This is a genomic window from Fibrobacter sp. UWB2, assembly GCF_002210425.1.
GTDB classification, from domain to species: Bacteria; Fibrobacterota; Fibrobacteria; order Fibrobacterales; family Fibrobacteraceae; genus Fibrobacter; species Fibrobacter elongatus.
In genome coordinates, this window is record NZ_MWQK01000003.1 from 169,331 (window position 1) to 190,615 (window position 21,285).

General features: G+C 47.9%; 12 protein-coding genes. 10 read left to right on the forward strand and 2 right to left on the reverse strand.

Annotation, left to right across the window (positions count from 1 at the left end):
- Window position 1: 1 nt before the first annotated feature.
- Window positions 2–1,297 (reverse strand): exonuclease subunit SbcD, encoded by a 1,296-nt coding sequence (gene sbcD, locus B7982_RS06880; RefSeq protein WP_088660117.1) that lies wholly within the window; start codon window positions 1,295–1,297, stop codon window positions 2–4.
- A 283-nt stretch (window positions 1,298–1,580) separates the two neighbouring features.
- Between sbcD and B7982_RS06885 the strand changes: the two genes are divergently transcribed.
- Window positions 1,581–1,976 carry a hypothetical protein gene (locus B7982_RS06885; protein ID WP_088660118.1) on the forward strand — a complete coding sequence of 132 codons (396 nt, stop codon included), beginning with the start codon at window positions 1,581–1,583 and terminating at the stop codon, window positions 1,974–1,976.
- On the opposite strand, the gene B7982_RS06890 is transcribed toward B7982_RS06885, so the two are convergent.
- On the reverse strand, window positions 1,969–6,480 hold the full coding sequence (locus B7982_RS06890; RefSeq protein ID WP_088660119.1) for a response regulator: 4,512 nt from the start codon (window positions 6,478–6,480) through the stop codon (window positions 1,969–1,971). The genes B7982_RS06885 and B7982_RS06890 overlap by 8 nt on opposite strands.
- Window positions 6,481–6,648: 168 nt before the next feature.
- Here B7982_RS06890 and B7982_RS06895 point away from each other — a divergent pair, with 168 nt between their 5' ends.
- The 9 genes from B7982_RS06895 to B7982_RS06935 all read left to right on the forward strand — a co-directional run bounded on the left by B7982_RS06895 (window position 6,649) and on the right by B7982_RS06935 (window position 21,256).
- Window positions 6,649–10,290 carry an exodeoxyribonuclease V subunit gamma gene (locus B7982_RS06895; RefSeq protein ID WP_088660120.1) on the forward strand — a complete coding sequence of 1,214 codons (3,642 nt, stop codon included), beginning with the start codon at window positions 6,649–6,651 and terminating at the stop codon, window positions 10,288–10,290.
- 2 nt (window positions 10,291–10,292) lie between these two features.
- Window positions 10,293–14,069, forward strand: coding sequence for a UvrD-helicase domain-containing protein (locus tag B7982_RS06900; protein WP_088660121.1), 3,777 nt, complete (start codon window positions 10,293–10,295; stop codon window positions 14,067–14,069).
- A gap of 1 nt (window position 14,070) precedes the next feature.
- Entirely contained in the window at window positions 14,071–16,176 is a 2,106-nt protein-coding gene (locus B7982_RS06905) for an ATP-dependent RecD-like DNA helicase (protein WP_088660122.1), read from the forward strand.
- Window positions 16,177–16,247: 71 nt separating this feature from the next.
- Window positions 16,248–16,949, forward strand: a complete 702-nt coding sequence (locus B7982_RS06910) for a hypothetical protein (protein ID WP_088660123.1) — start codon at window positions 16,248–16,250, stop codon at window positions 16,947–16,949.
- Window positions 16,950–17,107: 158 nt separating this feature from the next.
- Window positions 17,108–17,290 carry a winged helix-turn-helix transcriptional regulator gene (locus tag B7982_RS06915; protein ID WP_255396746.1) on the forward strand — a complete coding sequence of 61 codons (183 nt, stop codon included), beginning with the start codon at window positions 17,108–17,110 and terminating at the stop codon, window positions 17,288–17,290.
- 205 nt (window positions 17,291–17,495) lie between these two features.
- Window positions 17,496–18,335 (forward strand): DNA damage-inducible protein D, encoded by an 840-nt coding sequence (gene dinD, locus B7982_RS06920; protein ID WP_088660124.1) that lies wholly within the window; start codon window positions 17,496–17,498, stop codon window positions 18,333–18,335.
- 347 nt (window positions 18,336–18,682) lie between these two features.
- Complete coding sequence (locus B7982_RS06925) at window positions 18,683–19,060, forward strand: Hsp20/alpha crystallin family protein (RefSeq protein WP_088660125.1); 378 nt, start codon at window positions 18,683–18,685, stop codon at window positions 19,058–19,060.
- Window positions 19,061–19,626: 566 nt separating this feature from the next.
- Window positions 19,627–20,616, forward strand: coding sequence for a metal ABC transporter substrate-binding protein (locus B7982_RS06930; RefSeq protein WP_088660126.1), 990 nt, complete (start codon window positions 19,627–19,629; stop codon window positions 20,614–20,616).
- Window position 20,617: 1 nt separating this feature from the next.
- Entirely contained in the window at window positions 20,618–21,256 is a 639-nt protein-coding gene (locus tag B7982_RS06935) for a metal ABC transporter ATP-binding protein (RefSeq protein WP_088660127.1), read from the forward strand.
- Window positions 21,257–21,285: the final 29 nt, after the last annotated feature.

Below are 21,285 nucleotides of genomic sequence, written 5' to 3' on the forward strand. Positions count from 1 at the left end.
CTTAAACATTGTCCTGAGCTTTGGCGACAGCTTCGTTAAACAGACTGATAAACTTATTGTACTGATTTTTCACAACTTCAGATTCATCGCTTTCTTGAGCGTTCGATGCAATGAGCATTCTGAAATAATCTTCCTTGGTGTACTGCTTTGTAGATTCCACGCAGTCATCAAACGCATTTGCACCACGCAAAACCTCTCGAGAAACGCGATGGCGCTTGACCACAAAATGCTTGCCCGATTCTTCGGCTTCGAGCGCATCGTTCAAGTTCACAAAATTACCCGTTGTCAAAAGCAAGTCGACATACGTTTCCATCGGATTTGCAATGAGCTCTTTTTCAAGATTTCGCAAATCGCGCTTGAGAGTTTCAAGATCGCCCTTGAACTGTTCAAAACGCATCGATTTCGGGACTTCCGCCTTTTCAACAACAGGCGCCTCATTCGGCTTCACATCGACCGTAAGCACAACGCGCTTGCAATTCGATTCATCAAAGCCCATCACGAACGGCGAGCCCGAATAGCGCACCTTCGGATTCTTGGCAACCATCGAAGCATAATGAATATGCCCTAGCGCCACATAATCGAGTTCACTCGGGAACGTCGAAATATCCACATTGCCAAGCGTCCCGATAACTTCACGGACACCATCTTCTACAGAATTTTCAGGAATTGCAGCATTGCCATCCGCGCTAGATTCTCGCTCATCGCCGTTACGGCCCGAAAGGTTCGAAGCGTACAGATGCCCGGTCGCAATAATCGGAATATTCCTATCCCCGCGCAATTCTACGGCATAGCGGTACACATCACCATAAAGGCGTTTCAGTAAATCTTCGTCAGAAACCGCATCTCCACAATCCTTATAGAACTGCTCCAGTTCCAAATTGCGCATGAACGGCACGGCGCAGCAAATGCCGATAACATTTTCATCGCCATCCTTGAGCTCGACCACCAAATCTTCAACTTTGCGGTCATTGATTGAACCCACGACCTTGATGTTCAGCGCTTCGAGAACACCCCCCGGCGCATCAAGAAGCGAGCCGGAATCATGGTTACCGCCAACGACAACGACATTGGTGCAGTTCGTTTTCAGGAGCGAAGCCAAGAATTTGTAATACTGCGTTTTCGCCACATTCGAAGGATTCACGACATCAAAAATGTCGCCTGCAATGATAAGCGCCTGGGCACCGACGCGTTCAATTTCACTTTTCAGCCATTTCAGGAACGCAGCCGTTTCATCCGTGCGGTCAATGTCGTGCATCATATTGCCAAGATGCCAGTCTGCGGTATGGATAAATTTCATCTTCTAAAAACCTCTAATTCTTTATCGTTTTAAATATAAAAAATGTAAATGTCTATTTATGACAAATCTAGAGCTTTCAGCTTGAAGGCATTTTATAATGCTGAAATGAAAGTTATGCGGGCGGGGCCCCAGCTCGGAGTTGACGCCTCCGGCGTCAGCGGCTTCACTCGGTTATGCCGGTCTGCTAGCAGCCCGTCGCAACACTCGTTTTGCACGCTACTGCGAAGATAATACCTTGGCCGTCGCCAAAAAGCGAAGTTCTAGGTTTTACTATAATTCAATCATGGATTACGAATATAGTGTTATCGGGTCGGTTTATTGTAACGCGGAGGCGCTTGCATCGGTGCCGGATACCCCTGTTGAATATACGTACAAGGGCTACAAGTTTTTGCTCCGAAAGTTTAGCGAACAGATAAGCATTAGCCTGCGCGGTATCACCGACAGTAATTCAAAAAGCGAATCCATCAGCATTCAAGAAATCTGCAAGAACATCCCGGAATCCATCATCACCGAAGTCTGCAAACAGCTTTCCGAAAAGTTTGCCTGCACCGTTTCCATGCGCAAGGGCTACGAAGTCTACGGAAACGCAAACGTCTTTAACGGCGGTTCCGACTACGAAGTTATCGAAGAAAAGTGGTTTACCGTCGAATTTGACAACGGCGTGCAAAAAACTATTTAAAGAACCTGGCGAGGGTAGCGCAGAGGACGTTTACATCCACGGGTTTTGCCACATGATCGTTCATGCCCGATTCTAAGGCAGCGCGCTTGTCTTCTTCAAATGCGTTTGCGGTCATCGCAATAATCGGCACATTCGCGACTTCCCTGTTTTCTAGGTTACGAATCCGGCGAGCCGCCTCATAACCGTCAATACCCGGCATCTGGATATCCATCAAAATCGCATCGTACTTGACAGACGAATACTTGAGTTTTTCTACAGCCAAGTCGCCACGTTCCATCGCCGTCACTTCTATACCGCGGTCTTCCAGAATTTCCGTTGCAATTTCACGGTTCAGTTCGTTATCTTCAACAAGCATGACCTTGCGACCCGTAAAGTCATACGTTTGGGGCTGATTCGAAAGCATCTTCAACGCAGAATCAGATTCCAGCGAAATTTCCGAAGAATTCCCACAGAACTTTTCGAGCATTCGCCTTAAATCCGAGGGGAACAAGGGCTTTGCAAAGAACGAGGTCACGCCCGCTTCAAGCGCTTCTTTTTCAATGTCAAGCCAGTCATAAGAGGTAAGCACCACAATCGGCGTTTTCGGCCCAAGCACCTTGCGGATCTTGCGCGAAATCTGAATGCCCCTCATCTCTTGCACATTCCAGTCAATCAAAATCAGCTGGTAATCATCCTCTGCAGTGCGGGATTTTTCAATGCATTCGAGAGCGCCAGCATCCGATGTACAGAAATCATAGCGCAAGCCTTCACCTTTCAAAGACGCATCAACGGTTCTGCAAATATTCGGGCGGTCATTAACGACGAGGCAATGCAAGCCCTTGAACTTTCCGGTTTCAAGAGTCGATTCAGAATCTTCGCAAAGTTTAAACTTAAATGTCATCAAGACTTCGGTGCCAAAATTTTCTTCACTCGAAACCTTAATCGTCCCGCCCATCATGTCAATGATATTCTTCGTGATGGACATGCCAAGACCTGTGCCCTGAATGCCGCTCACCGTCGAAGAATTCACGCGGGTAAACGGATCGAAAATCTGCTTCAGGAATGCTTCGCTCATGCCGATGCCGTTATCTTTCACCAGGAACTCATAAACGCCATAGCCCGATTCAGCAGGCAATTCCTTGACATTCATCGTAATGAGTCCATTTTTCGGCGTGTACTTGATGGCATTGGAAACAACGTTTAACAGCACCTGATTCAAGCGCAACTTGTCACAGAAAATCATTTCATTGTGAACGTTTTCAAGTTCCACAAAGAACTGCTGTTTGCGATTGCGGACATCCGAAAGCACAATTCCCTTAAGCGTGTGGATAATATCCGAAAGGCGTTCCGGACGAGCGGTAATGTTCATCTTGCCCGATTCGATGCGGCTCATGTCGAGCACGTCATTGATAAGCGCAAGCAAGTGTTCCGAAGACTGCCCGATTTTCGAGAGGTAATCGGCAACCTGTTCCTTGTTGTCGATATGTTCTGCAGCAAGGCCCGTAAACCCGATAATAGCGTTCATCGGTGTACGGATATCGTGACTCATGTTGTTGAGGAACGTCGTCTTTGCGCGGCTTGCAGAATTTGCCATCTGTAGCGCCCGTTCCAAAGCTTCCTGGTCTTTCTTCTGCTTGCGAGTTTCTTCGTCAACGCTATGGAAACCCGCCACAATCTGCACTGGGTTCGTTGCAGTCAGCACAAACTTGATTTGCCAATATTCAACGTGTCCAAAGACATTCGCCTTGAAGTTCACGTAATAGGCATTCTTGTTTTTGAGGTTTTCAAGAACAATTTCCCGACGTGTCGCCTTACAGAAGCCTTCGCGGTCCTCTTCGCAGACAAACTTTTCGACAATGGCATCAATTCGATTTGCAAAGCCTTGAATTTCGTTCCAGTTCGGGAACAAACGCAAGAAGACGTCCGTACAGCGGTACACGTTTTCGTGCATGGAAACAGCATCAATATAGCACACCAAGTCAAAGTCTTCGGCAAGGCCTTGAATCACCGCCTGCTGCTGGATTTCCTTGCGGAGCTCGTCATCCTTGTCGGCAAAACCAAGCGCCGCAAATTTCGGATGGTCCGAATCGCCCACCTTCACGAACTTCATCTCGCAATAGCGATTGAGGAAGTTCACGTACATCGTATTAAAGCTTTTCTGGGTGGCAAGTTGCTCGCGGATATTCTTGATAGCCCCCGCCTGGAGCATGCGATTCTTATAGATGCCGCTCACAAACTTGTCGACGTAAACAGAGTACGCTACCGAATACTTGACGTTACGCTTGAACGTTTCACCAAACGAGTTCGCCGTCGCCTTATTCATGGAATAAGGCGTAATCTCTTCGGTTTCGAGATTGATGTAGTACACCGACGTGTATTCAGACGATAGCGCTTCGATAATGGAAATATTGCGTTCGAGTTCTACTTTCTGTTCTGCAATTTTTTTGTTCAGCTGAATCCTTTCGGCACGTTTCTTGTCCACTGCGGCAAACGTCATAATCACAAGAGTCGCAACGCCATTGCGGCGTTCCACGACCTGCATCACAAAGCTTATCCACGGGTTCTTGAAAATCGAAGCCTTAAAGAGCAATTCGCGACGGTCATCGTAAGCAAGGAGACGCTGGATATACTGCGGGCTTGCAAGGCGCATCCATTCTTCCTTGTATTCGCTATCGACAATCTGCACCATTCGGCTAGCGCGATAAGAACATGTATTGCGCTCTTGCTCGTTGCCAAAATCAACATTTTTCGAGGGCAAAATTTCACGGGCCGTATCGTTCGACAAATCGCAAAGAAGTATCGCCTCGTACTCCGCCATAATCTTTTCGTGAACAAAGCGTGCGCTAACCTCGTCATCACGGTTTGCAAAGGCGACCACCATTGCCGTCGGCTCTTCATTTTCATCATCGACCTTCACGAACTTCATTTCGCTGTAGCGGATTTGCCCCGCAACATTTGAACGGAACAACGTCACATAGGTCTTATTGTTCTTAAGGTAAGCCTTGATGTTGTTGAGTTCACCAGCCTCAAACATTTTTGGCTTATCGGCGTCATAAACAAATTCTTTTACAAAGCTCAGGTACACTTCATTGTAGAGCGCACCCTTTTTTATCATCGTCTCATAATAACGCTGCGACAACTCGTTCATGGAATATGGAATCACCTCTTTGGTCATGAGGTTCACATACATCACCGAGGAATATTCCGACGCAAGCACGTCGATAATCGAAAGGTTGATTTCCAGTTCCTTTTTCTGCTGCACGAGCTTTTCGTTCAAGCTGAGCCTTTCGGACTGGTCCCTATCCACAACCGAGGCCGTCATGACAAGCGTTACCGGGACACCGTCAATCCTATCCAGGACACGGAATACGTTGCGACACCAAAAATACGAGCCGTCACCCGTCAAATGCTTGAAAACAATTTCCCGGCTATCTGTAGTCGCAAAAATACGTTTCAAGTTTTCAATACTTCCAAACTTATTCCACTGTTCCCGAAATTCTTCATGAACAAATGCAGACGCGTTCTTGAAGCCGACTTCAAAAGGAATAATATCCTTTTCTTTTACGCCATTGTAATATTTTGACCTGCGAACAACCTGTATGATATTCTCTTCCAAATTGATAAGGTCAATGTTTGCAAATTCTTCACTGACTTTTTCGTTGATTTTTTTATTGATGACTTCATCGTTCTTGTTGACAAAGCCCACCAAAAATTCATTATCGTCACCGATATCAAAACGCATCACGCGCGCTTCGTACCAGCGGGCATAACCAAGAGCAATATCACGGAACAGGTAGCGGAAATTACGCTCGCGAGAAAGGCGGTCAAGGACATTGTTTATGTCAAGGCCTTTCTTCATCATCTCCCGATCAGCGGGATGAATGACGTCCATGACAACAAGCCCACCTATTCCATTGAGCTTGCCCTCGGCCGGAAAAAGACCTTTGAGTTCGTCCTTGCAATACAAAGTCCTGAATGTCTTTTTTGTCGGATTGAAGACAAAAACGGACTCCACCTTTTCGCCAAACTTCATGACGATATTTTCGTTGAGGTGGCGTTCAAGTTCGTAGCGTTGCTTGGAACGGATATCGCGGTCCACATTGCGCAGTCTTAAAGTAAAGCCCTTAAGCATACCGGACTTGTCGCGGTCGGCAAAGAAGTTCATCTGGAAATAAACTTCGGCACCATCCAGTTCACATCTAAACGGAACTATATATTGAGTGGCTTTTTCAAGATTTTGCGCAATCACTTCGCGACGGGTTCGTTCACGAAAATCATCACGATCTTCGGAGCAAACGAAATTATCGCAAATGAGCTTAAACCGCTTACGGAGATTGCGCTCTCCACGGAGAGCGGGTACACGGGCAACCAAGAACTGGCTAGCATGGAAAATATCGACATCATCTTCATCTAGATTTTTTGCCAAATCGACATAGCAGACACAGTCAAATTCATCAGCGATGGAATCGATGATGGCATTGCTCTTTTCAATCCAGGATTGTTGATTTACGTCTTTATTTATCATTCATGCTCCGTCCCTATTAAATATATGAAAAATCCCCAAAAAGCAAATGTTTTCCCCAAAAACATGAGATTAAGGTCACAGGCCCAAAAGCCTCAAAAAAGAGGAAATTTTGCAATTTTTTAGCTGTCAACGCCTGTTTTTGACACATGTGAAAGATATATTGTAGCCATGCTATATCTGAAATTCGCGTTAAACCTTGAAAATCTCGCCGACGAACTGATCGAGGCGGTATCCAAAGCATGGACAAACCCGTTTGAAGCCCCGGCCGTCCTCTTCCCGGACCCGAAACTGGAGCAGTGGTTCAGGCTAAAATGGGTACAGAAAAAGAAGTCCCTTGTCGGATTCAATTCGATGATGATCGACCGTTTCCTCATGGAAATCCTCATCGGCGACGATCCGCACAAGCAAAAGCTGAATTCCGATATGCTCCGGAACGTGATTCTCGCGTATCTCGTCAAGGAGACAAACGGCACGCCGAACTACATGCTGATGGACGACGAGGTCAAGCGCTACCTGGTCATCGATGGAGCGCTCGACGAAACACACCTTTTCGATTTTGCAAGCAAGATGGCATCGCTATTCTTGGAATACGAAACAAGCAGGCCGAGCGATTTCATTCGCGGCATTGACGGGAAGTCTGCGCCGGGCATTCTCGATAAGTGGAAGCAAGAGCAATTAGATGACTTTTTTGGAATGGCGAACCACGACATAGCAAAGCGTGAAGCCTGGCAGCGCGAACTGTACTCCGCCATTTTCCACGCCCACGACGGAAACCTTTCGCTGCTTTCTGAAGTTTTCGAAAACGAAGCAAAGCGCAAAGGAATTGAACGCACGGAATACATGACGATTCCGTACCTCTACATTGCATGCCAAGATGATAAAGGCAATGTCACATTCCACACGGAACACACGGGCAACACGCCGCTATTCATTTTTGGTCTTGGCGGCATGGGCCAGTTCTACCGCGTGATTTTGCAGAAATACGCCGAAACGCACGACGTTTACGCCTACATCCAGAACCCCTGTATGGAATTCTGGGAAGATACTTCAACCGTTCACAACCAAAACGCCAACATCCACCGAAACTGGATTTCGCGCAGTGGACAGTGGAGCGACAAGAGCGGGAACATCGAAAATGTCAAAGCAAAGATGTCTGTCGGTATTTCAGATGCCGGCGAAAGCAATGACGTCGACGACATCCCCGAATACACAATCGCAGAAGCGGAAGCCGAAAATACATTGCTCTGCAACTGGGGACGTTCCGGCCGCGACAACATCAAGCTCTGGTGCCAAGCCGCCAATTACGATTTCGACTTTAGCACAAGCGATGCAAGCGAGCTTCCGCACGATACGCTTTTGCACAAGGTGCAGTACGCGATTGCAAACCGCATCAACACATTGCCTGACTTTGCCGCAAGCGATTGCAAATCAAAAGATTTTAGCCTAGATGTGACCGCAGCGCCGACCAAGATTCGCGAAGTCGAAGCGCTCCACACCAGCATCTGCAAGCTCATGCAGGAAGGCGCACGAGTGAACGACATTCTCGTCGTATCGCCTGCGCTAGACGATTACCGCACCGCCATCAAGACGATTTTCGACCAGACTCCCGAAAGGAAAAAGTATGCCAGCGAAAACGACAGGGACGGATTTTTGCACATCCCGTTTGCGATTGTCGATTCACCGGCCAGAAGTTCGCAGACCGAAAATGTACTGGACAACTTGTTCTCGATTTTGGAACAGGGAACCATTACACGCCCGACATTCTTTGCGCTTTTGCGCAATCCGGTCGTGCAGCAGACGCGCCACATCAGCGAAGACGACGTGAACAATTGGGAAAGCTGGATTGAAGAGACAAACGTCTATCGCGACCGCGAGCACAAAAAAGAGGACTGGCTCGGAGGCGTTCGCCGATTGCTCCTTGCAAAAATGACGAAGAATCCCGTTGCATTTTCACACGGGGATTCTAGCGAAACGCTCATGCCGTATGCCGACATGGCAACAAGCGACAGCCGCTCGCTTTGCAAGTTTGTGGAATGCATCGAAGCTCTCAAGAAGTGGATGGATTTCGGAAAGGCCGGGCAAGTCGCGGACCTCAACAAGCTCAGTGATTTTATCAGCGAATGGATTACGATGTCTGGCGCACCCGACGGTTTCGCCAGCGAAACGATTATCGTCAACAACGTGATGCAGGCCATCGAAGGTCTCCGCAACCAGATGGATGCCGGGCTCGAAAGCATCTCGTGGAAAGTCGTCAAGCAGACGCTTCTCACCGCCGCACAGTCATCCGCTTACAGCTGCGGAACACTTTTCGTCAACGGCATCACGTTCATGAACTTCATCCCGAACCGCATTATCCCTGTAAAGCACTTGTTCTTTATCGGCGGCGATTCCATGAACTTCCCGGGTGCAAAACAGCACAACACGCTAGACCTCCGCAAGTCTTGCCGCCCGTGGCCGGGCGACGATTCACCCATCGCCAAGCGCCGTTACGCGTTCCTCTGCCAGCTCATGAGCACAAGCGCAAGTTTCCACGTGAGCTACGTGAATCAGGACATCCGCAAGGATGCCGAACTTTACCCGACCTCCGTCGTAAATGACATCCGAAAGTTTTTGGTCAACGCTATCAATTGCGATAAGAACGGCGCGACCGCCGAGAAAATCGGGCTTTCCGAAGCGTGGCCCGAGAACAAAATTTCGCTGGATGAAACTCGAGACTTTACGGAACTATTCACGCAAAAGAGCCTCCGCAACAAACGCGCATTCTTGAACATGATGCAGGACGGATTTGCGCACGTGAATCCCGCAACTGGCGCCATGCAATCTGCAGACGAAGACGTCGCCGTCAAATTGCCCGAACGCGTCCCGTTGTATATGCTCAGCGATTTTTTGAAAGACCCGTTCGAATTCCGCATCAGCCAAATGCTTGCCGCCTCCGAATCTGACGACCCAGAAAAGGAACTGTTCGAGCCGATTCATTTTGAACCGCTACAAAAGAGCGAACTTCTCAAGATGATGGTTGCCGCAGAACTTTCGCACAAGTCCGAAGAGCTTGAGAAATTCAAGAAGGAATCAGCGCTTAAAGGCAACATGCCCGATGGCATCTTCGGCGAAAAACTTCTTGCCGAAATGGAATCGCAAAAGAACTTGATCCTTGCAAAAATGGGAGAAAATCTCGTTTCACAAATCAAGGAATCCTGGAGCTATCAGGCAAAAATTCAGGACATTCAAATAAACCGCGGCGCCGACAGCAAGTGGACTCTTTCGGGAACGCTCGACTGGTGCAATAGCGAAAATCTCGACAACATTTCCGAGATGATTACCGTCTCTTCGTCTTACAGCAAGACGACTTTAGACAAGTTCTTATCCCCTTACGTCAAGGCACTAGCCGTCATTGCACAGAGAGCAAGTACACTCGACGCAAATTCAGAACAGACTGTAAAGATTTCCATCTACAATACTGAAGCTACCGCAGAACCCTCGACCGCGACGGTCTCCATGACACCGCAAAAGGCGACCGAAACATTGCAAGAAATCTACACCGCCGCATTCGGTAACGAAACAGAGCGCCCTTATTCCAAGGCCGTTCCCGCCAGCTTGCTCGACACGCAGGGCATTACAAATATCCGCGCGTTCAAGGACAAGCTTTTAGACTGCTGGAAATATTTCGACAAGAAATCACTTTTCGACCCCATCACCGATGTCGGTTTTGAAGCCAATAACTTTACAAACCAATGGGCCGATGCGATAAAGAAAATGCGCAGCCTCATGCTGATTACAGTCACCGAAAACACAAAGAAAAGGAAGGCATAATCATGGAAAATTTCAGTCTCCAAAAATTCGACCCTTCCAAAAGCCTTTTCATTGAAGCCTCGGCAGGTACAGGCAAAACGTACACCATCCAATTGATGGTCGCAAAGCTCATCAGCCTCGGTACACCGCTCAAGAAAATCCTCATCGTCACGTACACCGAAAAAGCCGCCGGCGAGCTCAAGGACCGCATTCGCAAAAAAATTGACGAAGTCCTCGTGAGCCGCAAACTCGACAAGACTAACGAAGCAGAAAAGGAACTCGACGACGCTACACTTGCACTGTTTTCCAAAGCCTACCAAGATGTAGACAACGCCGCCATTTTCACGATTCATTCGTTCTGCCAAAAGGCGCTCAAGGAATACGCCTACGATGCAGGCAGACCATTTGACATGTCGATGATTGACGATAGCGAAGTTCACGATCTTGTCGAACAGTTCATTCGCGACAAGTGGAGCGACAATAGCAATTTCCAGTTTTTGCTCAAGACCGATTCTGCACAGTCCATCGCTAACAAAGTTGCAACCGGCCTCGAAAACATCGTCAACGTCTATCGCGGTAGTGAAGGCGACCGAGAAATCATTCCTCTCGACAAGCCTGAACAAATCACGTTCGGCGATACAGCTTTAAGCGATGATGACATTCGCACCATCGCCATTGCAAAAACGTTTGACGACATTCTCGGCATCCCTGTTTTTGGCGACGCATTTTCAACACTCGAAAAGCATCCGGCCGAAAAATTTGGCAAGACATCTAAGAATTGCATTAGCGATTTTTTAAGTGCGCTCAAGCTCTGGGAAAAAGACAAGACACTCTTTTCAGGAGTCTCGTTCAAGGATAGCGATTTCGTTCGCACAACATGGCCGACCGACGCTTACGAAGCATTCTTATCTTTCAAAGCATTGAAAGAATTGCTCCCCTCCATCAATAACGTTTTGCTCAACAACTTCTTGATTTCGCAAGCCGCAAGCGTTTTTGACGAATGGCAAAAGTACAAGACCGAAAAGAAATGCCAGTCATTCAACGACATGATTCTCTCGGTTCACCGCGCAGCACTTGACACAAGCAAAGGCGATTCCTTGCTCAAGAGCAGGCTCCGCGCGCAATACACGTACGCCATCATTGACGAATTCCAAGACACGAACCAGTTGCAATGGGATATTTTCAGTGCCATTTTCGACAAGATTTTTGTCGTGGGCGATCCCAAGCAATCTATTTACAGTTTCCAAAGTGCCGACGTGAATGTCTATCAAAAAGCGATTCACGAAATCAAAAACGGCATGTCGCTACAGACAAATTTCAGGTCCACCACGGGAATCATCAACGGTTGTAACGAACTTTTCAAAGGCGATTTTTTCACACCGAACGAAGGGGCGACAAAACTCGTCGATTTTGAGCCATCGCTCCCGCCGCAAAATGAAAAGCAAGTCAAGGCTCCGCCTAAAATTAACGACAATGAAGTAGCCCCCATCTGGATTAGCGAACAAGACATCAACGAAGTGGATTTTGCACGCGCCGCCGTTCAAAAAATCATTGACTGGTGCACTTTTGTCGATGGCAAAACCGTATTGCAAGTTTTCAAAAAAGAGGACTGCACGCAATACCGGAACGTGACTTTCAAGGACTTCGCCGTACTCGCCCGCAGCCGTAGCGAAATGGACGCTATCGAAGATGCGATGCGTTCTGCAGGCGTTCCGTTCAGCCGTTACAAGGACAGCAATCTTTTCAGTTGCCGTGAATGCGCTGAATGGATTGCCATTTTCAAGGCCATCAACGCGCCCGATTTCTCGGCATGGAACAGACGCCTTTTAAGCGAAGCGCTCATCACGGACTTTTTCAGAATCGCCCGCCAGGACATTCACTACGCCGAAAGCAAAGCATTCGATGACCCAAACAATCCCGTGCGCCAAAAATTAAACACATGGACGGAATTGGCGCAAAAACGCCGTTACGCCGAAATGCTCGAACGCATTTACAGCGATACGCAAGTCGAAGAACGCTTGACCGAAATTTCCAGATTGCAGAATTTGGCAAGACTCCGTCAAATCGGCAATTACGCCATCGAATACCTTTACAATCACAACTGTTCCATTGAAGATCTCGTGCGGCACTTGGAAGCGCTCGCAAGCTACAGCGAAAACGCCGATGATGAAGACGGCAACCTCGTCGAAAAAAGTAGCGATTACGACGCCGTGCAAGTCATGACGATTCACGCCTCGAAAGGCCTTGAATTCCCCGTCGTGATTTCTGTTGCAGGTTTCAAAGGCAAGCGCCCAGCAACAGTCCCGTTCCTTTACCATGACAACGATGAAATCCGTCTTGGATTCAGCGAACACGCCAAGACCACTCGCGAACGCGAAGAACTTGAAGAATGGAAGCGCCTCTTCTACGTTGACTTCACACGTGCATCTTCGATTCTCATGTTGCCACGTTACGAGAAATGGAAAAATACCAAAGGCGTCAAGCCGGAATACGTATTCCTTGAAAGTTCCATCAACAGACTCATCGAGAAAGCATCGGAACTGACAGCGATTTTACCGAAAGCGGAAAACAGGAATCCGCAACAGCTAAGCGAAACCGTTAAGGAGCGCATTTTAAAACCGCTCAATGAAAATTCCGAAATCGGGAAAGCGTTAAGCACCGATGAAATTCGGGATAACATCATCCAGCAAAAATGCGCCATGGCAAGTTTGCAAGGTAAGCTCGCCGACGCAAGCATCATGCAGTATTCGTACAGCTCACTTTCGGGCAAGGCCGATACTCTCGTAGACGCCGATGACGGGAATCGCACGAACCGCGAAGGCGAAGAAATCGCAACATCGCGCACGTCAACGGTCCAGATTCGCGATATCGATACCGCAGCCGTCAACTGCACCATCGCAGCCGATGCTTCGCTTGATTATCAGACGCATTTGAACGAGAGCGCACACAAGTTCCCGCGCGGTTCACACGCCGGTAACGCACTCCACCGCATTTTCGAATGCACCCAATTTCAAAAGTTCGGTCTGGAAAACAAGACGCTCGAAGACGCGCTCGCGAATCCGCAAACGAGAAACATCATCGAAGAAGAATTCAAGCGCGAATCGCTTCCCATCTGGAATCATCGAGACGCCTGGATTGACATTGCAACACGCTACACGTGGAATACGTTAAATGCAAGATTGCCAGAAATCGCGGGCAACTCCGTGCAATACACAGAGCAAGATTCCGCAGGGAACGCTAAACAAGATGCGCCGCAGACATTTGCGCTGATCGACATTCCGCTAAGCGACCACAAGCCCGAAGTACAGTTCAACCAGAATGCCACCGATGAAAATGACGAAAAATGCACAAGCGACGAAAAACGCGCCGAAAGCGACATTCTCAAGCGTTTCTGCAAAGGCTTCATCGACTTGCTTTTCGTCCGCACCATAAACAGTCAAAAGTACTATTCCATTCTCGACTGGAAATCGGATATGCTCGAGAACAACAATTACACGCCCGAAGCACTCAAGGAAAAAGTCGATAACGATTACTCCATCCAACGCGTGCTTTACAGCTACTGTTTGATCCAATGGCTCAAGCAGTTCTACGGCGAAGGCACAGCCGAGAACTTGAGCGAAGATGACATTTTCAAAAAGCACTTCGGTGGCATTTATTACGCGTTCATCCGCGGCACCGAAGGCGGCACCCCCAAGGGAATTTACGCACAAACTTGGAATAGCTACACTGAACTTGCAAACGCCTATCAAAAAGTAAAAGACCTTATGAGCAAGCCCTCCATCGTTAAGGAGGAAAACTAAAATGGACAATAAAATACTCGCAACAGAATCGATTGACGAATTCATCGACGCCCTCATTGAAATGCGCGGGCTCGTTCCGCTTGACAAGCACTTGCTCCACCTGCTTTTTGAAATCAAAAGCGACATTCCACTCCATACGCAAAAATTCCTGACGCTATGCATGTCGCTCCTCGACGACGGCAACACGCGCGTTCCGCTAGATGCATTGCAATTCACGGATATGTGGACCCGCAAATGGAACGGCCTCGTGATGCTCCGCATCAGCACCGCCGAAGAAGATATCGACGAAAGCGCATTTGCAACCGCAGACGATTTTGCAAGCATTATCACGAACGGCATTCAAGACCTCCTGACAAGTGACTTTTCTGCCATTATGGAAAGCCGAGAAACCGACACGGCTTCCACCGAAGATTCTTTAAGCAAGCCGTTCATTCTCGCCAAGCGCGAAAGCGGTACGCACCTCTATTTCACCAAGCATTTCGATGCCAAATGCGTGATTGAAAAAGCAGCGAATATTTTGTTCAAAAACGGTAGCAAGCCGACCGACGAAGAAATCGCGCAGTGCACCGAAAAAGTCGCAAGCATCTGTAAGCCATTCGGCGACAAGCCCTTCCTCATCAAGAAGCGCCAGGCCGAAGCCATAATCCGCGGGCAAACCGAAAACCTCGTTGTCACAGGTGGCCCGGGCACCGGCAAGACTACCGTCGTTCTCTACATTCTGTGGAACCTGCTTGCAAGCCATAGCGAAATGCTCGATTGGAACATCTATCTCGCCGCTCCGAGCGGCAAAGCCGCCGACCGCATGCGCGAAAGCCTTATCGATGGTCTCGCGAGAATCCGCGACGAACAAAAGAGCGACAACGAGCGCATTTTCCGCAAGCTGAACGAACTCGAAAGCAGTACCATCCACCGTCTGCTCCGATTCTCCAAAAGCAAAGGCGGCTTCATGTACAATCACGAAGAGCAATTCCCCAAGAATTCCATCTTCGTCATTGACGAAGCGAGCATGATAGACATCGAAATGTTCGCTGCACTTCTCGAAGCCATCCCCGAAGGCGCACGCCTCTTCATTCTCGGTGACCCGTTCCAGCTCCCGTCTGTTGATTCCGGCGCCGTCCTCGGCGAAATCTTGAAAGTGCAATCCGGCAAGGATTTTTCCGTCAAGCTCAACGAATCCAATCGATTTGACGACCGTTCAAACATCGGCAAACTCGCCGCAGAAATCAAGGAAGTCGCCGAGAGCAAGAACAACAACAAGTTCGTCCCGCACAAATTCATAAGTGGCGAGGCATTTGACGACCTCGCAAACGAAAACTCCGCAACCTTCAAGGACAAAGTTTTCTACAGAAAGCTCGAAACAGACAACAACCCACTCACTAAAAAAGAAGAAGACAAACGCATCGAATCGTTCATTGCCGAATGGTCCCGCAATTTTGCCAAGCTCCCCGAGCTCGCTGAACAGATTCATCCGCAACGCACCGGCACCGAAGCAGACGATCCCGACCACAGCGAAACCGCCCGACGCAATCAAATCTGGCAACTATCGCTGACAAAGCGAATCCTCTGTGCCGAACGCCGAGGCCTCCGTGGCATCGAAAACATAAACAAAAAAGTTTGCTCTAAAATCAAGAGCCTCTGGCGCGCCAAAAAGAAATCGCAAGGCGAAACCGTCCAATGGGATGATTCCGGCTACTTCCCGGGTCAACTCCTCATCATCACGCGAAACCAGGAAATGTTCAAGCTCTACAACGGCGACACGGGAATCGTCGTCTTCGACGGCAACACCCCCTGCCTCATGCTCAAAAAAGCGCCTCCCCAAGGCAGCGAAAGGACACGCGACGACTTCGTCTTCTACCCGCTCTCGGTCCTCCCCGAAGATTCCATTGCGACAGCATTTGCCATCACCATCCACAAATCGCAAGGCTCCGAATATAAACACGTCACCATGTTCCTGCCAACTAAAATCGGCCACCCCCTCCTCACCAACCAAATCATATACACAGGCATCACCCGCGCCAAGGAGAGCGTCACCATCATCGCAGGCGATGACACGTTCAAAGCCGCAGTCACCACCGTCAGCGAGCGCGACACGGGAATTTCGCTATAGTTTTACAATTCCTTGTACCCGCGCCCACATTTCTGTGTATATTTAAGTAAGAAAAAAATAAAGGAAGAAAAATGGCAACAATCAAAGAACTCAAAGCAAATGGCGCCCCGCGTTTCAAAGTCCCGGGCAAAGAAGAAATCTACGACGCATTCGACCAGTACCTCGCTGAGAACTTTCTCGGTGAAACCGTCGAAGCCATCCCCGCAGCACCGACCAACGGCGAATTCGCCCCGCAGGCAGTCGCACTCTACGCCATCGCCAACACAGGCAAAGGCAATGCAGGCCTCTGGAAAGCAGGCACCGGCACGTCCTCCAAGAACTGGGACCTCAGCTTTTTGCAGGGCATCCTGAACCAGTTTTCCACCCTCCCGGCAGCCACCCGCGGCAAGACCGTTTCCGAAATCAAGGAACAGCTCGAAGACTTCGCTTCCAAGAAGTTTGCAAAGAACCCTGCAAACGCCCGTAACGGACTTTTGCACCTCTGCAACCCGAACATCTACGCCCCGATTTACTCATTTGCAGACAAACTCGCAATCTGTAAGGAACAGTCCCGTTTGCTCGAAGACTTCAAACTTTCGAAGCGCTGGGATAGCGGCCTCTTGAAACTCAAAGTCTTCCGCAAAGACGGCTACGTCGCCATCCAAACCGATGAACAACTTTGCTGGATTTTCGATAAACTCTCGACCATGCACAAAATCGAAGACGAAGAATTCGAAGTTTTCATGAAGAACTACTTCACCGCTCCGAAAAAGAGCACTGCGAAGAAGAAGTAGTAATAGAATGTCACCCCGGATTTATTCCGGGGCCGCCATACACAAATGTTTACAGCGCATCGCCCGCAATTACGCGGGCGATTTTTTTATTTTCGTCGCAAACAAAAAAGCACTACCCAAACCTACCCAGTCCTATCCAATATAGCGAAAAAGAGCTTTTGATTCTCCAAGTCCTCAAAAGCAATCCCTCTATGACGCAAGGAGAAATGGCTCAATCATTGGGAATGGATTCAAACCAAATAAAGTATTACCTTAACAAGCTTAAGAACGGTCCTAATCCGGCAATCCGCCATATCGGTACAACGCGTAACGGATATTGGGAAGTGTTGGTAGAAATCTAGTAGGGAGGAAAAGATGGCTGCGTAAATTCGCAGGAAGTAGTAGGTTATGTAAAATTTTCTTGCCCCTCTTGCCAGTTTTTTGGATATTAGGTACATTACATCTCAGCGCGTCATTCCGTAAAAAGGAATGATGCGCTTTTGCTTTATTCGGCTTTGCCATATTGCAAGGGCGCTCCCAGTAAAAACAATAAACACAGGAGACCCTATGACTAAAAAAGAAGTTACCACTTATTCTCAACAGACGTTTGAAAACATCAAGCACTTTGATGAAAACGGGAATGAATTTTGGTATGCAAGAGAACTGCAAACGGCTTTGGAATATACAGAATGGAGAAATTTCGAAAAAAGCATAAAACGAGCAAAGGAAGCATGCGCATCAAGCGGTTTTGTTGAGACAGACCATTTTGTTGGCGTCAACAAAATGGTTACTCTTGGTTCTGGTTCACAGCGTGAAATTACCGATATCAAGCTTTCCCGTTACGCTTGTTACCTGATTGTAATGAACGGGGACCCCCGTAAAGAAGTAATTGCTCTTGGACAAACATATTTTGCAGTAAAGACTCGTCAAAAAGAAATTTCGGATACAATGTCGCAACTTTCGGAAGATGAAAAACGATTGGCTATTCGCGATGAGGTTACGATTCGCAACAAATTCCTAGCCAGTTCTGCGAAAGCAGCTGGTGTTGAAACGCCCGTGGATTATGCGGTGTTCCAAAATCGCGGATATCAGGGGCTTTACAACGGCTTGGGAATGAAAGACATTCACAAGCGTAAAGGTCTCAAGAAAAACGAGCAAATACTGGACCACATGGGAGCTACAGAGCTTGCTGCAAATCTTTTCCGCATTACACAAACAGATGACAAACTCCGTCGTGAAAACATCAAGGGAAAAGAATTGGCAAATGAAACTCATTTTGCCGTAGGCAAGAAAGTTCGCCAAACAATCGCCGAACTTGGTGGAACAATGCCAGAAAACCTCCCCACGCCCAAAATCAGTGCTAAAAAGTTGAAACAGGAACGCAAGAAAACCATCGCGAAGAAATAACAAATCTCGCCAAAACATCCCCATTTCATTTTGACGCACCGATTGTTTCACTGGCGAAACACCGACCGTCACTTTCTGAAATACCCGCCTCGTCTGCGACCTTCCAATCGCATTTTTCAGCCACCCGCGCACACATTTTTGCACTTTTTTCGCCGTTTCACCCATCAAAAATTGCGTTTTTTCATCAAATTTCGCCATTTTTGCAATTTTCGCCATCACCTCACAAAAAAATTTTTCTGCACAAGCCTCAAAAAAGAAAAAGTTGGCACGGCTTTAGCTTAAGGTAGGGTGTAAAACAAAAGGGCCAACGGTAAACGCCGAGCCCGCAACAAAAAGAGGTTAAAATTATGATGAACACACAGATCCTTCCGAACGCTTTCTATGGTATCCAGAACTTCATTGACAGCTTGAACGCCGCAAACGCAAAGTGCGAAGGCACCTACACGCCAAAGGCCGACTACTACGAAACCGAAGGCGGCTTTGCTCTTGAAGTCGAACTTCCGGGCGTCAAGAAAGAAGACATGGACATCCAGGTCGAAAAGAATATCTTGACCGTCAAGGCGACCCGCGCACGCAAGGACGAAAAGTTCACTTACGAACGTAGCTTCCGCTTGGCAGACGATATCGATACCGAAAACATTAAAGTCTCCTTGGAAAACGGTATCCTGAAATTCGACCTTACCAAGAAAGCTCAGGCTGCAGCCCGCAAAATTACCATTGCCTAACGGCAATCGGGCTAGCGCCTCGTGCTGAAAAGCACATTAACCAAGCAATTTTTCATACAACTCCTCCTTAGAACAAAGAAATTCCCGGCAGCGATGTCGGGAATTTTTTATTGCCAAAATTTCTTTTTTGTACTATATTTGAATTTGCGAATGATTCTCAAATTGAATTTACACGTACTTGACAGGTTGATGGTCGCGCTGGCGCTCTTTTACACGGAGCACCACGTTGAACATCATTGTCACGGCGAGCATTGCCACGTCTGCCATCACCTCCATCACTGTCTGGACTTGATTTCGGAATTCTGCTTTGAACTCGTTGAAGCACCGATTGAAATCATTTGCCGCTGTTTTCTTTTTAAGTTAGTGAAATTTGCAGTCCTTGTACTGCGCCCGACAACGCTAGTTTCACAAAAGATTTTACTGCTAAATTAACTTTCCAGCAGTACAACTAAATTCTTTTTCAATAGAATCTTGCCATGAACGCCCCAGGACTCGTCTGGGATAACATCAGGCATATTCTTTCTATTGCCCTAAAAAATTATTCAACATTCATAAAAGGTTAAAAAATGAAAAAGCTTTCATTTTGTTCTTTGGCGTGCGCCATTTTTGTCGCAGCGCTCTTCTCCCTCGTAGCCTGCAACAGCGTTTCCGAAAACAAAAAGCAGGAATCACACGAGCTCTCCATCATCACCACCATTTATCCAGAATACGCGTGGACAAAAGAAATCCTCGGAACACGCACCGATTCCGTCAATCTCACGTTGCTCATCAAGAACGGTATCGATTTGCACAGTTACAAGCCCACAGCCCACGATGTCGCAAAAATTGCAAGTGCCGACATGGTAATTTACGTCGGTGGCGAATCTGACGAATGGATTAAAGACGCGCTCACAGCATCCCCGAAAAAGGGCCGCGTTGAAATCAATTTGATGGAAGCTCTTGGCGACCGCGTAAAGGCAGAAGAAATCGTCGAAGGCATGCAGGCCGAAGAAGAACACCATCACGACGAAGAAGTTGAAAACGATGAACACGTTTGGCTCTCGCTGAAGAATGCCGAAATTCTCGTGAAGAAAATTGCCGAAGAACTTTCCAAAATCGATGTCACCCACGCATCCGCCTACAAACAAAATGCCGAAGCCTACATTGCCCAAATCCAGTCACTTGACGCAGAATACCGCACCGCAGTAGAAAGCGCCGCCCGCAAGACAGTTCTTTTCGGCGATCGATTTCCTTTTCGCTATCTGGTGGACGATTATGGTATTAAGTATTATGCCGCGTTTGTTGGCTGTTCCGCCGAAAGCGAGGCTAGCTTTGAAACTATCGCATTCCTCGCAGGAAAAATGGACAGCGAATCCCTCCCGTCAATTTTCATTATCGAAAACGGCAATGACAAAATCGCAAAGGCAGTGCTTGCCGCAAGTAAAAAATCCCAGAACGCACAAATTCTCACCATCAATTCAATGCAGTCTATCACAGAAGAGCAAATAAACAACGGCATCAATTACTTATCGCTAATGAAAGCTAACTTGGAAAACTTGAAAAAGGCTTTGAACTGATATGTTTCTGCTCAAGTGCAACAAATTAACACTGGGATACAACAACAAAGACATTCTTCACAGTTTTGATTACGGGATTCATTCCGGCGAATACCTCTGCATCATAGGCAGAAACGGCTGCGGAAAGACGACGTTCTTGCGCGGCCTCGCCGGAGTTTTACGCCCAAAATCTGGGAAGATCGAACTTTGCGACAATCTCAGGCGAAACCAAATCGGCTACTTGCCTCAAATCACGATAGCGCAAAAAGATTTCCCGGCATCTGTCGAAGAAATCGTCCTTTCGGCATTTCAAGGGAAAAGCCTGTTGTTGCCATTTTATGGGAAAGCCCTCCGCAAACGCGCAAACGAGTGCTTGGAACTCACGCGGACAGAGAATCTGCGGAAAGAAAGTTTCCGCGAACTTTCTGGCGGTCAAAAGCAGCGCGTTCTTTTGGCGAGGGCATTGTGCGCTGCCGAGCGCTTGTTGCTTTTGGACGAGCCCGTCACAGGACTTGATCCCGAATCATCGCAGAACATGTACAACATTATCAAGGACCTTCACGAAAATAAGAACATGACTATCGTGATGGTCACACACGACGTTGAGGCCGCACGCAACAATGCCACTAGGATACTGAACTTTAACGAATTAGTGCATTAACGGAGATGCCCGCACAGAGGCGGGCATGA